The 15,064-nt window shown below is 60.2% G+C and carries 13 protein-coding genes; all 13 read left to right on the top strand.

Annotated elements, in window-relative coordinates; translation table 11 throughout:
- The first annotated feature begins 2 nt into the window (after positions 1–2).
- From rsmH to ftsA, 13 genes are read left to right on the top strand one after another with little or no spacing between them, the layout of a single operon-like run.
- Complete coding sequence (gene rsmH / locus FFH21_RS21955) at positions 3–944, top strand: 16S rRNA (cytosine(1402)-N(4))-methyltransferase RsmH (RefSeq protein WP_004656534.1); 942 nt, start codon at positions 3–5, stop codon at positions 942–944.
- Complete coding sequence (ftsL, locus tag FFH21_RS21950; protein WP_002555053.1) at positions 941–1,234, top strand: cell division protein FtsL; 294 nt, start codon at positions 941–943, stop codon at positions 1,232–1,234. The genes rsmH and ftsL overlap by 4 nt, the downstream gene beginning before the upstream one ends.
- Positions 1,234–2,961: a penicillin-binding protein 2 gene (locus FFH21_RS21945; protein WP_004666184.1), complete on the top strand. Its 1,728-nt coding sequence runs from the start codon at positions 1,234–1,236 to the stop codon at positions 2,959–2,961. The genes ftsL and FFH21_RS21945 overlap by 1 nt, the downstream gene beginning before the upstream one ends.
- Positions 2,961–4,424, top strand: a complete 1,464-nt coding sequence (locus tag FFH21_RS21940; RefSeq protein WP_004666183.1) for a UDP-N-acetylmuramoyl-L-alanyl-D-glutamate--2,6-diaminopimelate ligase — start codon at positions 2,961–2,963, stop codon at positions 4,422–4,424. Before FFH21_RS21945 ends, FFH21_RS21940 begins: the two co-directional genes overlap by 1 nt.
- Positions 4,417–5,787: a UDP-N-acetylmuramoyl-tripeptide--D-alanyl-D-alanine ligase gene (gene murF / locus FFH21_RS21935; protein ID WP_004656526.1), complete on the top strand. Its 1,371-nt coding sequence runs from the start codon at positions 4,417–4,419 to the stop codon at positions 5,785–5,787. The genes FFH21_RS21940 and murF overlap by 8 nt, the downstream gene beginning before the upstream one ends.
- Positions 5,787–6,869, top strand: coding sequence for a phospho-N-acetylmuramoyl-pentapeptide-transferase (mraY, locus tag FFH21_RS21930; protein WP_002555049.1), 1,083 nt, complete (start codon positions 5,787–5,789; stop codon positions 6,867–6,869). Before murF ends, mraY begins: the two co-directional genes overlap by 1 nt.
- 5 nt (positions 6,870–6,874) lie before the next feature.
- On the top strand, positions 6,875–8,221 hold the full coding sequence (gene murD, locus FFH21_RS21925; protein ID WP_004656523.1) for a UDP-N-acetylmuramoyl-L-alanine--D-glutamate ligase: 1,347 nt from the start codon (positions 6,875–6,877) through the stop codon (positions 8,219–8,221).
- Positions 8,218–9,432, top strand: coding sequence for a putative lipid II flippase FtsW (gene ftsW / locus FFH21_RS21920; RefSeq protein WP_003431463.1), 1,215 nt, complete (start codon positions 8,218–8,220; stop codon positions 9,430–9,432). Before murD ends, ftsW begins: the two co-directional genes overlap by 4 nt.
- On the top strand, positions 9,422–10,492 hold the full coding sequence (gene murG / locus FFH21_RS21915) for an undecaprenyldiphospho-muramoylpentapeptide beta-N-acetylglucosaminyltransferase (protein ID WP_011169426.1): 1,071 nt from the start codon (positions 9,422–9,424) through the stop codon (positions 10,490–10,492). The genes ftsW and murG overlap by 11 nt, the downstream gene beginning before the upstream one ends.
- Complete coding sequence (gene murC, locus FFH21_RS21910) at positions 10,485–11,945, top strand: UDP-N-acetylmuramate--L-alanine ligase (RefSeq protein ID WP_004656514.1); 1,461 nt, start codon at positions 10,485–10,487, stop codon at positions 11,943–11,945. Before murG ends, murC begins: the two co-directional genes overlap by 8 nt.
- The gene (locus FFH21_RS21905) at positions 11,942–12,901 is read left to right on the top strand and encodes a D-alanine--D-alanine ligase (RefSeq protein ID WP_004666181.1); all 960 of its coding nucleotides are present in this window, start codon (positions 11,942–11,944) and stop codon (positions 12,899–12,901) included. Before murC ends, FFH21_RS21905 begins: the two co-directional genes overlap by 4 nt.
- A 3-nt stretch (positions 12,902–12,904) precedes the next feature.
- Positions 12,905–13,774, top strand: coding sequence for a cell division protein FtsQ/DivIB (locus FFH21_RS21900; protein ID WP_004666180.1), 870 nt, complete (start codon positions 12,905–12,907; stop codon positions 13,772–13,774).
- A 14-nt stretch (positions 13,775–13,788) separates the two neighbouring features.
- Positions 13,789–15,045, top strand: a complete 1,257-nt coding sequence (gene ftsA / locus FFH21_RS21895) for a cell division protein FtsA (RefSeq protein WP_002555042.1) — start codon at positions 13,789–13,791, stop codon at positions 15,043–15,045.
- Positions 15,046–15,064: the final 19 nt, after the last annotated feature.

The following is a 15,064-nucleotide window of genomic DNA, read 5'->3' as shown; positions in this document are numbered from 1 at the left end:
CTATGAACAGCGGCTTTACCCACATCACCGTGCTGCTTGAAGAAGCCGTGGAGGCTCTCGAGGTGCGTGCCGATGGCTGCTATCTGGACGGCACGTTCGGACGTGGCGGGCATAGTCGTCTGATATTGAGCCAGCTTGGCCCTGATGGTCGGCTTCTTGGGTTCGACAAGGACCCTCAAGCGATTGCCACAGGGCAAGCGCTAGCGGCCGAAGACGGCCGCTTTGTCATTGTGCAGCGCAGCTTTGCCGAATTGGGATCCGAGGCTCAGGAACGCGGTTTGGCGGGCAAGGTCAGCGGTATTCTGCTGGATCTGGGCGTTTCGTCCCCGCAGCTGGATGACCCCGAGCGCGGCTTCAGTTTCATGAACGACGGCCCGCTGGACATGCGCATGGACCCAACCCGTGGCGTGAGCGCTGCCGAGTTCATCGCGACTGCACCCGCTGAAGAAATTGCCCGCGTATTCAAGGAATACGGCGAAGAGCGGTTTGCCAAGCGCATGGCTAATGCCGTCGTCGCGCGCCGTGAAGTCCAGCCTTTCGAGCGTACCGCTGATCTGGCAGAAGTGCTCAAGGTCGCCAACCCTGCCTGGGAGAAGGGCAAGAATCCTGCAACGCGAGCCTTTCAAGGGCTGCGTATTCACGTGAACAACGAGCTGGGTGATCTGGAAGCCGGTCTTGAAGCCGCACTGGATGCCCTTGAAGTCGGTGGTCGCCTCGTCGTCATCAGTTTTCACTCGCTGGAAGACCGTATCGTCAAATTGTTCATGCGCAAGCTCGCCAAGGGCGAAGCCGACAACATGCCACGCAATCTGCCGATCCAGTTCAAACCGTTCGAACCGAAAATCAAAATTCACGGCAAGGCTCAATTCGCCTCGGACACCGAAACCAAAGCCAACCCGCGTTCGCGCAGCGCTGTCATGCGCGTAGCGGAGAAGCTCAGGTGAGCCGTCTGTTTCTGAAACCTTTGCCCGGCGGCAGCTTCATTATGCTGCTGCTGTTCATTGCTGTCCTGATTTCAGCGATTGGCGTTTCCTATAGCGCACATTGGAATCGTCAACTGCTCAACTCGCTGTACTCGGAAATGAGCGTGCGCGACAAGGCGCAGGCAGAGTGGGGCCGGCTGATCCTTGAGCAGAGCACCTGGACTGCACACAGCCGCATCGAGAATCTGGCCACCGAACAGCTGAAAATGCGCATTCCAAGCGCTGCCGAAGTGCGGATGGTGGCGCCATGATGAAACTTGAAGGCGCGCTTTATCCGTGGCGTTTTCGCGTGGTCGTTGGGCTGCTGGTGTCCCTTGTGCTCGCCATTTGCTGGCGCATCGTTGACCTGCAGGTTATCGACCACACCTTTCTCAAGGAGCAGGGCGATGCCCGCAGCCTGCGGCATATCCCGATTCCGGCTCACCGTGGCCTGATCACCGACCGCAACGGCGAGCCGCTTGCCGTGAGTACTCCGGTGACGACGCTGTGGGCCAACCCGCGCGAAATGCAGCAGGACAAGTCCAAGTGGCCGATGCTCGCAGCGGCTACCGGACAGGATCTGAAAGCGTTGACTGATCGCCTGGAATCGCAATCCACCAAGGAATTTATCTACCTTGTTCGTGGCATGACGCCGGAGCAGGGCCAGGCAGCACTGGATCTGAAAGTCCCTGGCGTTTACGGCATCGAAGAGTTCCGCCGTTTCTACCCGGCAGGGGATGTTACCGCGCACATGGTTGGTTTTACCGACCTTGATGACCACGGTCGCGAAGGTGTCGAGTTGGCTTATGACGACTGGCTTGCGGGAGTGCCCGGCAAGCGTCAGGTTATCAAGGACCGGCGCGGCCGACTGATCAAGGATGTTCAGGTGACCAAGAATGCCAAGGCCGGAAAGACCTTGGCTTTGTCTATTGACCTGCGTCTGCAGTACCTGGCAACCCGTGAACTGCGCAACGCCATCGTGGAAAACGAGGCCAAGGCAGGCAGCATGGTGATCATGGACGTCAAGACCGGTGAAGTTCTGGCGATGGTCAATCAGCCGACCTATAACCCGAACAATCGCCGCACCATGGTGCCTGCTGCCATGCGCAACCGGGCAATCATTGACGTGTTCGAGCCGGGCTCGACCATGAAACCGATCTCCATGACTGCAGCGCTGGACAGTGGCCGCTGGAAGCCCACCGATAAGGTCGAGGTTTATCCAGGCACACTGCAGATCGGTAAGTACACGATTCGTGACGTGACCAAGACCGAGGGCCCGATCCTCGATCTGACCGGCATCCTGATCAACTCCAGTAACGTTGGCATGAGCAAGGTCGCGTTCGATGTGGGCGGCGAAGCGATCTTCCGTGCCATGCAACGTGTTGGTTTTGGTCAGTACACCGGCCTCGGCTTCCCTGGCGAGCGCGTTGGCAACCTGCCCAACTATCGCGAGTGGCGCAAGGCCGAGACCGCCACGCTGTCCTATGGCTACGGTCTGTCAGTTACCGCTTTGCAATTGGTACACGCCTATGGCGCGCTGGCCAATAACGGCCGCATCGTGCCACTGACCATTTTGAAAACGGATAAAGAGCCGGAATCGACCCAGGCCATTCCCGAGAAAACCGCCAAGACGCTGCAGGGCATGTTGCAGCAGGTTATCGAAGACCCGCGCGGCGTTTATCGCGCCCGTGTGCCGTCCTATCACGTCGGCGGCAAGAGCGGTACGGCGCGTAAGACGTCCATCGGCACCAAGGGCTATGCGGAGAACTCCTATCGCTCCCTGTTCGCCGGTTTCGGACCGATGAGTAACCCGCGTTATGCCATCGTCGTGGTCATCGACGAGCCGAGCAAGGGCGGTTACTACGGTGGTCTGGTTTCGGCTCCGGTATTCAGCAAAGTCATGTCCGGTACGTTGCGTTTGATGAACGTCACGCCTGACAACCTTGCTCCACCGGAACAAGTCAATGCAGCACCGGCAGCCAAAGGAGGGCGTGGTTGATGGCCTTTAATCTGAGCAAGATTTTCGCTCACACCGACCGCGACCCCTTGATTCGCGAGTTGACTCTCGACAGCCGCAATGTCCGTCCGGGTGATCTGTTTCTGGCCGTGCCGGGTATCAAGGTCGATGGCCGTGCGCATATTGCCGACGCGCTCAAGCGTGGCGCTGCGGCTGTGGCGTACGAAGTAGAAGGCTCGACCGTTCTGCCGATCACCGACGTGCCGCTGATCCCGGTCAAGGGGCTCGCCGCGCAGTTGTCCGATATTGCCGGTCGCTTCTACGGCGATCCGAGCCGCAGCCTGAATCTGGTAGGCGTTACCGGTACCAACGGCAAGACCAGCGTCACTCAACTGGTTGCCCAGGCGCTTGATGCACTGGGTCAGCACTGCGGCATCGTCGGCACGCTGGGCACAGGCTTCTACGGCGCGTTGCAAAGCGGCCGTCATACCACGCCTGACCCGATAGCCGTTCAGGCGACGCTGACCGACCTTAAAAAGGCCGGCGCGCGCGCAGTGGCAATGGAAGTGTCGTCTCATGGGCTGGATCAAGGGCGGGCGACGGCGCTGGCGTTTGATGTGGCGGTGCTGACCAATCTGTCCCGTGATCACCTGGATTACCACGGCACCATGGAAGCGTACGCTGCCGCCAAGGCCAAGCTGTTTGCGTGGTCCAACCTGAAATGCCGGGTAATCAATCTGGATGATGCTTTCGGTCGTGAACTGGCCGGTATCAAGCAAGAGTCGCGGTTGATTACCTATAGCCAGCTGGACAGCTCGGCCTACCTGTATTGCCGCGATGCGAAATTCGATGACGATGGCGTGCGCGCTACGTTGGTCACGCCTCAGGGCGAGCACTTCCTGCGCAGCAGCCTGCTGGGTCGCTTCAACCTGAGCAACGTGCTGTCTGCGGTCGGCGCTTTGCTGGGCCTGGATTACGCGCTGGACGAAATTCTCAAGGTGTTGCCGAAACTCGAAGGCCCGGTCGGGCGCATGCAACGTCTGGGCGGTGCCGACAAGCCGCTGGTGGTCGTCGACTACGCGCATACTCCGGATGCGCTGGAAAAAGTCCTCGAGGCACTGCGCCCGCACGCCAAAGGCCGCCTGTTGTGCCTGTTCGGCTGCGGCGGTGATCGTGATCGCGGCAAGCGTCCGCTGATGGCTGAAGTGGTCGAACGCTTGGCCGACGGTGTGTGGGTCACCGACGACAACCCGCGCTCCGAATCGCCAGCCAGTATTTTTGACGATATCCGCCCTGGCTTCGCTGCTGCTGACAAGGTGCGTTTCATCGAAGGTCGCGGCCAGGCCATTGCCGAGTTGATCGCCAGCGCCAATGCCGATGATGTCGTAGTCCTGGCCGGTAAAGGGCATGAGGATTATCAGGAGATCGACGGTCAGCGCCATCCGTTCTCTGACCTGCAAGAAGCTGCCAAGGCGCTTGCTGCGTGGGGGCCTGCGAATGATTAAGTCAATGACATTCAGCGAACTGGTCGTGCCGCTTGACGCCCGTCTGGTCGCTGGCGACTGCAGCTTTGACGGTGTGAGCACCGACAGCCGTGGTATCCAGCCGGGCCAGCTGTTTGTGGCCCTGACCGGGCCGCGCTTCGACGGCCATGAGTACCTTGAGCAGGTGGCTGCCAAAGGTGCGGTCGGTGCTCTGGTAGAGCGCGAAGTGCAGGGCGCAAGCCTGCCGCAACTGGTCGTGCTCGATACCCGCAAGGCGCTCGCGCAATTGGGCGCAATGAACCGCAATGCGTTCATCGACAAGCCGGTTGCAGCGATGACCGGTTCCAGCGGCAAGACCACGGTCAAGGAAATGCTCGCGAGCATCCTGCGTACGCGCGGCACTGTGCTGGCCACTCGTGGCAATCTGAACAACGAGCTGGGCGTGCCATTGACGTTACTGGAGCTGGCTTCCGAGCACAGTGCGGCGGTCATCGAACTGGGTGCATCGCGGGTGGGCGAAATTGCCTTCACCGTGAGCCTGACCAAGCCACACGTTGCCATCATTACCAACGCTGGAACCGCCCACGTCGGCGAGTTTGGCGGACCGGACAAAATTGTCGAGGCCAAGGGCGAGATTCTGGAAGGACTCAATGCCAGCGGCACCGCGGTGCTGAATCTGGAGGACAAGGCTTTCCCTGTCTGGCGCAAGCGTGCCGGCAATCGCAACATTCTGACCTTCGCACTGGCTGACCCTGCGGCGGATCTGCACGCCAGCGACCTTAGTAATGATGCCCGCGGCTGCCCGGGCTTCACCATCAACAGCCCGCTCGGCGTCGCCCAGGTTCAGTTGAATCTGTTGGGCGCGCATAACGTGACCAACGCCCTGGCGGCCGCGGCTGCAGCCTGCGCACTGGGCGTGACGCTGGAAGGCATTGTCGCGGGCCTGAACAACGTGCAGCCGGTCAAGGGCCGTGCGGTTGTGCAAATCGCCAGCAACGGCACGCGCGTCATTGATGACACCTACAACGCCAACCCTGCCTCGATCAACGCCGCCGTCGACATCCTTACTGGTTTTACCGGTCGTACCGTGCTGGTGCTGGGCGATATCGGCGAGCTGGGCGAGTGGGCCGAACAAGGCCATCGCGACGTAGGGGCCTATGCCGCTGGCAAGGTCTCGGCGCTGTATGCCGTCGGCCCGTTGATGACTCATGCCGTCAGCGCCTTTGGTGAACATGCTTACCACTTTGCCAGTCAGGCAGAGCTGATCGCGGCGCTGGGCGCCGAGCAGGACCCTAATACCACTTTATTGATCAAGGGCTCGCGTAGCGCTGCGATGGAAAACGTCGTGGCTGCCTTGTGCGGTTCTAGCCTGGAGAAACATTAATGCTGCTGCTGTTGGCCGAGTTTTTACAACAGTTCTACAAAGGCTTCGCGGTCTTTCAGTACCTGTCCTTGCGCGGGATCCTTGGCGTGCTCACTGCACTGACACTGTCGCTGTGCCTGGGGCCGTGGATGATCCGCACCTTGCAGATGCGCCAGATCGGCCAATCGGTCCGCAACGACGGTCCGCAGTCGCACTTGTCCAAATCGGGTACGCCGACCATGGGCGGCGCGCTGATCCTCTCGTCCATCGGTATCAGTACGCTGTTGTGGGCTGACCTGAGCAATCGTTACGTTTGGGTTGTGTTGCTGGTGACACTGCTGTTCGGGGCCATCGGCTGGGTCGATGACTACCGCAAAGTGATCGAAAAGAACTCGCGTGGCCTGCCGAGCCGCTGGAAGTATTTCTGGCAGTCGGTATTCGGCCTCTGTGCAGCGATCTTCCTTTATACGACTGCACCGTCGGCTACCGAAACCACGCTGATCGTGCCGATGCTCAAGGATGTGCGCATTCCGTTGGGTATCGGTTTCATCGTGCTGACCTATTTCGTGATCGTCGGCTCCAGTAACGCAGTCAACCTGACTGACGGCCTGGACGGTCTGGCGATCATGCCGACGGTGATGGTCGGCGGTGCGCTGGGCATATTTTGCTACCTGTCGGGTAACGTGAAGTTTGCTGAATACCTGCTGATTCCCTACGTACCGGGGGCCGGTGAGCTGATTGTCTTCTCTGGTGCACTGATTGGCGCGGGACTCGGGTTTCTCTGGTTCAACACCTATCCGGCTCAGGTGTTCATGGGTGACGTCGGTGCGCTGGCGCTAGGCGCTGCGCTGGGCACCATGGCTGTGATCGTGCGTCAGGAAATTGTCCTGTTCATCATGGGCGGCGTGTTCGTGATGGAAACCCTTTCAGTGGTCATTCAGGTTGCGTCTTTCAAACTCACCGGTCGCCGCGTGTTCCGCATGGCGCCGATTCACCACCACTTTGAACTCAAAGGCTGGCCTGAGCCGCGCGTGATCGTCCGTTTCTGGATCATCACCGTGATTCTGGTGCTCATTGGCCTTGCCACACTGAAACTGAGGTAGAACGAGTGTCCCTGATCGTTTCCGACCGCTTCCGCATTGTTGTGGGGCTTGGCAAAAGTGGCATGTCCCTGGTTCGCTTCCTGGCGAACCGGGGCGTGTCCTTTGCCGTGGCCGACACGCGGGAGAATCCTCCTGAGCTGGCGACCTTGCGTCGTGACTATCCGCAGGTGGAAGTGCGTTGTGGCGAGCTGGACGTGGATTTCCTCTGCCGTGCCGACGAGTTGTACGTCAGCCCCGGTCTGGCGCTTGCCACACCGGCCTTGCAGCAGGCGCACGCGCGCGGCGTCAAGCTGTCCGGTGACATCGAGCTGTTCGCGCGTTACGCGAAGGCGCCGGTCATTGCCATTACCGGTTCGAATGCGAAAAGCACGGTGACAACGCTGGTGGGCGAAATGGCCGTCGCTGCCGGAAAACGCGTTGCGGTTGGGGGCAACCTTGGCACTCCGGCGCTGGACCTGCTCAGCGACGATGTCGAACTGTACGTAATGGAGCTGTCCAGCTTTCAGCTCGAAACCACCGACCAGCTCAACGCTGAAGTGGCAACCGTGCTGAACATCAGCGAAGACCATATGGACCGCTACAGCGGCCTGCCGGCTTATCACCTGGCCAAGCACCGGATTTTCCGTGGCGCGCGGCAAGTGGTGGTCAATCGTCAGGATGCGCTGTCCCGTCCGCTGATCGGTGAAGGCCTGCCTTGCTGGACGTTTGGTCTCAACAAGCCTGATTTCCACGGCTTTGGTCTGCTTGAAGAAAACGGCGAAAAATACCTGGCGTTCCAGTTCGAAAACCTGATGCCGGTACGTGAGCTGAAAGTTCGTGGTGCTCACAATCAGGCCAACGCCCTTGCTGCATTGGCGCTTGGGCATGCGGTCGGCCTGCCGTTCGATGCGATGCTCGCCAGCCTGCGCGAATTCACCGGGCTGGAGCATCGCTGCCAGTGGCTGCGTGAGCATGACGGCGTTCATTACTACAACGACTCCAAGGCCACCAACGTTGGTGCCGCACTGGCTGCCATCGAAGGCCTGGGTTCGGATATCGACGGCAAGCTGGTGCTGATCGCTGGTGGCGATGGCAAAGGCGCTGACTTCAGCGCATTGCGTGCGCCAGTCGCTGAGCATTGCCGCGCTGCGGTGTTACTGGGCCGCGACGCCGAGCTGATTGCTCAGGCATTGGGCGACGCCGTTACGCTGGTTCGTGTCGATACTGTGCAGGCCGCTGTCGAGCAAAGTGCCCGACTGGCTCAGCGTGGCGATGCGGTACTGCTTTCGCCTGCATGCGCCAGCCTGGACATGTTCAAGAATTATGAAGAGCGCGGACGTGTGTTCGCGCAGGCAGTGGAGTGCTTGTCATGATCTTCGGTGTGATCAAGCCTTATCCATCGCCACTGATCAGCGGGCGCGGCATTGACCTCGACTTCCCGATGCTGGTCGGTTGCCTGGCGTTGCTGGGCCTTGGGCTGGTAATGATTACCTCGGCCTCGTCGGAAGTTGCCGCAGTTCAGTCGGGCAACACGCTGTACATGATGACCCGCCACCTGGTTTATCTGCTGATAGGCCTGGGTGCCTGCGGCGTGACCATGATGATTCCGGTCGCCACCTGGCAACGCCTGGGCTGGATGATGCTGCTCGGCGCGTTCGGCCTGTTGCTGCTGGTACTGGTGCCGGGAATCGGGCGCGAGGTAAACGGTTCGATGCGCTGGATCGGTTTCGGCGCGTTCAACGTGCAGCCGTCGGAAATCGCCAAGGTATTCGTTGTGATCTTCCTTGCCGGCTACCTGATTCGTCAGCAGCAGGAAGTTCGCGAAAGCTGGATGGGCTTTTTCAAGCCGTTCATCGTGCTGTTGCCGATGGCAGGTCTGCTGCTCATGGAGCCTGACTTCGGTGCGACCGTAGTAATGATGGGCTCGGCCGCAGCCATGCTGTTTCTCGGTGGTGTCGGTCTGTTCCGCTTCTCGCTGATGGTGGTTCTGGCTGTGGCGTCGGTCGTTGTTCTGGTCCAGGCACAGCCTTACCGGATGGCGCGTCTGACCAACTTTACCGACCCGTGGGCCGACCAGTTCGGTTCCGGTTATCAATTGACCCAGGCGCTGATCGCCTTCGGTCGTGGCGAATGGTTCGGTGTCGGGCTGGGCAACAGTGTGCAGAAGCAGTTCTATCTGCCGGAAGCGCACACCGACTTCGTGTTCTCGGTGCTTGCAGAAGAGCTGGGCGTCGTCGGTTCGCTGATCACCGTCGCACTGTTTCTGTTTGTCAGTATTCGCGGCATGTACATCGGCATGTGGGCCGAACGTGCCAAGCAGTTCTTCGGTGCCTATGTGGCCTACGGTCTGTCGTTCCTGTGGATCGGCCAGTTCCTGATCAACATCGGTGTGAACGTCGGTCTGCTGCCGACCAAGGGTCTGACTCTGCCATTCCTCAGCTACGGCGGCAGCTCGCTGGTGATCTGCTGCGCGAGTCTTGGCCTGCTGCTGCGCATCGAGTGGGAATCGCGCAACAACATGGGCAGTGAAGAAGCCGAGTTCAAGGAAAGCGACTTCGCCGAGGACACGCCCCATGGACGCTAATGTGCTGATCATGGCTGGCGGCACCGGCGGGCATGTATTCCCGGCGCTGGCTTGTGCACGCGAGTTTCAGGCTCGTGGCTACAAGGTCCACTGGCTGGGCACGCCACGCGGAATCGAAAACGAACTGGTCCCGCAGGCCGGTTTGACGCTGCACCTGATCAATGTCACCGGGCTGCGTGGCAAAGGCCGGCTGTCGCTGCTCAAGGCGCCGTTCATGTTGCTCAAGGCCCTGATGCAGGCGCGCAAGGTTGTGCGTCAGGTGAAGCCGGTCTGCGTGGTTGGCTTCGGTGGCTATGTCACCGGCCCTGGCGGTCTGGCGGCGAAGCTGGCAGGCGTACCGTTGATCATTCACGAGCAGAACGCCGTTGCCGGTACAGCCAATCGCAGCCTGGCGTCGTTCGCCAGCCGCGTGTGCGAGGCGTTCCCGAACACCTTTGCGGCCTCGTCCAAACGCCGCACCACCGGCAATCCGGTGCGTGTCGAGCTGTTTCTGGAAACACCGCGTCAGGCGCTGACCGGACGCAAGGCGCGTCTGCTGGTACTGGGCGGCAGCCTGGGCGCGGAGCCATTGAACAAATTGCTGCCCGAGGCGCTGGCCCGGTTGCCTCAGGACATCCAGCCCGAAGTGTTTCATCAGTCGGGCAAGAATCACGACGCAGTCACCGCCGAGCGTTATCGCAACGTGGGCGTCGAGGCGCAGGTTGCGCCGTTCATCCAGAACATGGCCCAAGCCTATAGCTGGGCCGATCTGGTGGTCTGCCGCGCAGGCGCATTGACCATCAGCGAACTGGCCGCCGCCGGTCTGCCGTCGTTGCTGATACCGCTGCCCCACGCGATTGATGACCATCAGTCACGTAACGCTGACTATCTGGCTCGCGAAGGCGCAGCCTTCGTCATGCCGCAAGCGACAACTGGCGCCGCCGAGATGGCAGCACGCCTGAAAGAGGTTTTGATGCAACCCGAACAATTGAACAGCATGGCCCGCACTGCACGTAGCCTGGCCAAGCCTGATGCAACCAACACCGTCGTCAACGTCTGCGTGGAGGTGGCCCATGGTTGAGAATCAACGCGCCATGCCACAACCTGAAATGCGCCGTATCCGTCGCATCCACTTCGTCGGTATCGGCGGCGTGGGTATGTGCGGGATTGCCGAAGTATTGTTGAACCTGGGCTACGAAGTCTCGGGCTCCGACCTCAAGGGCTCGGCCGTGACCGAGCGTCTGGAATCGTTCGGCGCGCAGATTTTTGTCGGCCATCGTGCCGAGAACACTGTGGGTGCCGACGTACTGGTGGTGTCCAGCGCTGTGAATACTTCCAACCCGGAAGTCGCTACCGCGCTGGAACGCCGTATTCCAGTCGTGCCTCGTGCCGAGATGCTCGCCGAACTGATGCGCTATCGCCACGGCATCGCTGTCGCCGGTACGCATGGCAAGACCACCACCACCAGCCTGATCGCTTCGGTGTTCGCTGCTGGTGGCCTGGACCCTACCTTTGTGATTGGCGGCCGTTTGAACGCCGCGGGCACCAACGCCCAGCTGGGCACCAGCCGTTACCTGATCGCCGAAGCCGATGAAAGCGACGCCAGCTTCCTGCACCTTCAGCCTCTTGTGGCGGTGGTCACCAATATCGACGCCGATCACATGGCGACCTACGAAGGCGACTTCAACAAACTGAAGAAGACCTTTGTCGAGTTCCTGCACAACCTGCCGTTCTACGGGCTGGCGGTGATGTGCATCGACGATCCGGTGGTGCGTGAAATTCTGCCGCTGGTCAAGCGTCCGACGCTGACCTATGGCTTCAGCGAGTCTGCCGATATACGTGCAATCAATGTGCGTCAGGACGGCATGCTGACATTCTTCACCGTACTGCGCCGCGACCGCGAGCCGCTGGATGTGTCGGTGAACATGCCCGGCAATCACAACGTACTCAACTCGCTGGCGACCATCGCCATCGCCACCGACGAAGGCGTCAGCGATGAGGCGATCGTGCAGGGCCTTTCGGGGTTCCAGGGCGTCGGTCGTCGCTTCCAGGTGTACGGCGAGCTGCCGGTCGAAGGCGGTAATGTGATGCTGGTCGATGACTACGGTCACCATCCGCGTGAAGTGTCTGCTGTGATCAGCGCCGTACGTGGCGGCTGGCCGGATCGTCGTCTGGTGATGGTCTACCAGCCGCACCGCTTCAGCCGCACCCGTGACCTGTACGACGATTTCGTACAGGTTCTGGCCGACGCCAATGTGTTGCTGCTGATGGAAGTCTACCCGGCGGGTGAAGAGCCTATTCCCGGCGCCGACAGCCGCAATCTGTGCCACAGCATTCGTCAGCGCGGTCAGTTGGACCCGATCTACATCGAGCGCGGCGTCGAGTTGGCACCGCTGGTCAAGCCGCTGCTGCGCGCTGGCGACATTCTGCTGTGCCAGGGCGCTGGCGATATCGGCGGTCTTGCTCCACAACTACTGAAAAGCCCGCTGTTCGCTGGCGCAAAAGCGGCCCCTACCGAAGGGAAGCTGAAATGACAGCCGTCACCCTGTCTTCCCTGCGCTCGACACTCGAGCCGAAAAGCTTCGGTCGTGTCGCCGTGCTCTTTGGTGGCAAGAGTGCCGAGCGTGCAGTCTCCCTGAACTCGGGTAATGCCGTGCTCAAGGCACTGCTCGATGCTGGCGTGGATGCGTTCGGCATTGATGTGGGCGATGACTTCCTGCAGCGACTGGTCAGTGAAAAGATCGACCGTGCCTTCATTGTTCTGCACGGGCGAGGCGGCGAAGACGGCACCATGCAAGGCCTGTTGGAATGCCTGGAAATCCCTTATACCGGTAGTGGTGTACTGGCTTCCGCGCTGGCGATGGACAAGTTGCGCACCAAGCAGGTCTGGCAGAGTCTCGGCCTTGCAACGCCCTTGCATGCTGTTCTTGGAAACGAGAGCGATTGTATTTGCGCAGCGACGGAACTGGGCTTCCCTTTGATCGTCAAACCGGCCCATGAAGGTTCAAGTATCGGTATGGCAAAGGTGAACAGCGTCGATGAATTGATCGCCGCCTGGAAAGCCGCCAGTACCTACGATTCGCAAGTATTAGTTGAACAGTGGATTCAGGGACCTGAGTTCACTGTGGCGTCTCTGCGTGGCCAGGTGTTGCCTCCCATTGGCCTGGGCACTCCTCACAGTTTTTATGATTACGATGCCAAGTACCTGGCGTCCGATACTCAGTACCGGATCCCTTGCGGGCTTGGCGATGCGCAGGAACAGGAACTCAAACAACTTGCAGCACGCGCTTGCGACGCCATCGGTATTGCAGGGTGGGCGCGCACGGATGTCATGCAGGACGCACAAGGCAAGTTCTGGTTACTGGAAGTGAATACCGTGCCCGGCATGACCGATCACAGTCTGGTGCCAATGGCTGCGCGTGCTGCAGGTCTGGATTTTCAACAACTGGTGTTGGCGATTCTGGCCGACAGTGTTCAGGCGAGAGGGTAAGGCATGTACGGCGCGTCGGCACGTCCTCAGCCACCTGCACCCGGCCGCAACAAGCCGGTGCCGCGTGGCGCCAGCCGAATGGTGGCCAAGGAGCCTCTGTCGGCGCGCTTGCCCAAGGCTAACTTCAGTGTTCTGAAGCGTCTGCTCTGGCCTGTGTTGCTGGTGGTTCTGGGCTTCGGCACTTATGAGGCCGCACAACGTCTGCTGCCGTACGCCGACCGCCCGATTACCCGCATCAATGTGCAGGGCGATTTGAGTTACATCAGCCAGCAGGCTGTGCAACAGCGGATTGCGCCTTATGTGGCGTCGAGCTTTTTCAAGATCGATCTGACCGGCATGCGCACCGAGCTTGAGCAGATGCCCTGGATCGCCCACGCCGAAGTTCGTCGTGTATGGCCGGATCAGGTTGTGATTCGTCTTGAAGAGCAGTTGCCGGTTGCCCGTTGGGGTGATGAAGCGCTGTTGAATAACCAGGGGCAGGCTTTCACGCCGCGTGAACTGTCCAATTACGAACATCTTCCCCAGTTGTTCGGCCCGCAGCGGGCCCAGCAGCAGGTGATGCAGCAGTATCAGGTGTTGAGTCAGATGTTGCGCCCGCTGGGCTTCTCCATCGTGCGCCTGGAGCTGCGCGAGCGCGGCAGCTGGTTCCTGACGACAGGCGCCGGTAGTGCTGGCCCGGGAATCGAATTGTTGCTTGGACGCGACCACCTCGTCGAAAAAATGCGCCGTTTCATCGCGATTTACGACAAAACGCTGAAAGAACAAATCACGAATATCGCGCGCGTCGACTTGCGTTACTCCAACGGCCTTGCGGTCGGTTGGCGCGAACAGGCAGCGGCAACGACGGACAAACCCGCCGTCGCGAAGAATTGATAAGAGGCAGGACCATGGCAAACGTGCAAAGCGGCAAAATGATCGTCGGGCTGGATATCGGTACCTCCAAGGTGGTGGCACTGGTAGGCGAAGTCGCGGCCGATGGCTCGCTGGAAATAGTGGGTATCGGTACCCATCCCTCCCGCGGCCTGAAGAAGGGCGTGGTAGTGAATATCGAGTCGACTGTGCAGTCGATCCAGCGTGCAATCGAAGAAGCGCAGCTGATGGCGGGTTGCCGTATTCACTCGGCATTTGTCGGCGTTGCAGGCAGCCACATTCGCAGCCTGAATTCGCACGGCATCGTGGCGATTCGTGATCGCGAAGTCAGTTCTGCGGACCTGGAGCGTGTGCTCGATGCTGCTCAGGCGGTGGCCATTCCTGCCGACCAGCGCGTGCTGCACACCCTCCCTCAGGATTACGTGATCGATAACCAGGAAGGCGTGCGTGAGCCTTTGGGCATGTCCGGTGTACGTCTGGAAGCCAAGGTTCACGTCGTGACCTGCGCAGTGAATGCCGCGCAGAACATCGAGAAGTGCGTGCGTCGCTGCGGTCTGGAAGTCGACGACATCATTCTTGAACAACTGGCGTCGGCGTATTCCGTACTGACCGATGACGAGAAAGAGCTGGGCGTGTGCCTGGTGGATATCGGTGGCGGTACGACCGACATCGCGATCTTCACCGAAGGCGCCATTCGTCACACGGCGGTTATCCCGATTGCGGGCGATCAGGTCACCAACGACATCGCCATGGCGTTGCGTACCCCGACCCAGTACGCCGAAGAAATCAAGATTCGCTACGCCTGCGCCCTGGCCAAACTGGCCGGTGCCGGTGAAACCATCAAAGTACCGAGTGTGGGCGACCGTCCACCTCGCGAGCTGTCGCGTCAGGCCCTGGCCGAAGTGGTAGAGCCTCGTTACGACGAGCTGTTCACCCTGATCCAGGCCGAGCTGCGCCGCAGCGGTTACGAAGACCTGATCCCGGCTGGCATCGTGCTGACCGGGGGCACAGCGAAAATGGAAGGTGCGGTCGAACTGGCCGAGGAAATCTTCCACATGCCGGTGCGCCTTGGCGTGCCGCACAGCGTCAAAGGGCTCGCTGATGTCGTGCGCAACCCTATCTACTCGACCGGCGTAGGCCTGTTGATGTACGGGCTGCAAAAACAGTCGGACGGCATTTCACTGTCCGGGATGGTCGGCAACAGCAGTTACAGCGACGAAACCAAGGCACCGGTGCTTGAGCGTATCAAGCGTTGGGTGCAGGGCAATTTCTAAGTTTCAACGTTTAAAAGTT

This window comes from Pseudomonas sp. KBS0707 (genome assembly GCF_005937945.2).
Lineage (GTDB): Bacteria > Pseudomonadota > Gammaproteobacteria > Pseudomonadales > Pseudomonadaceae > Aquipseudomonas > Aquipseudomonas amygdali.
This window is presented reverse-complemented; position numbering and strand designations above follow the sequence as displayed.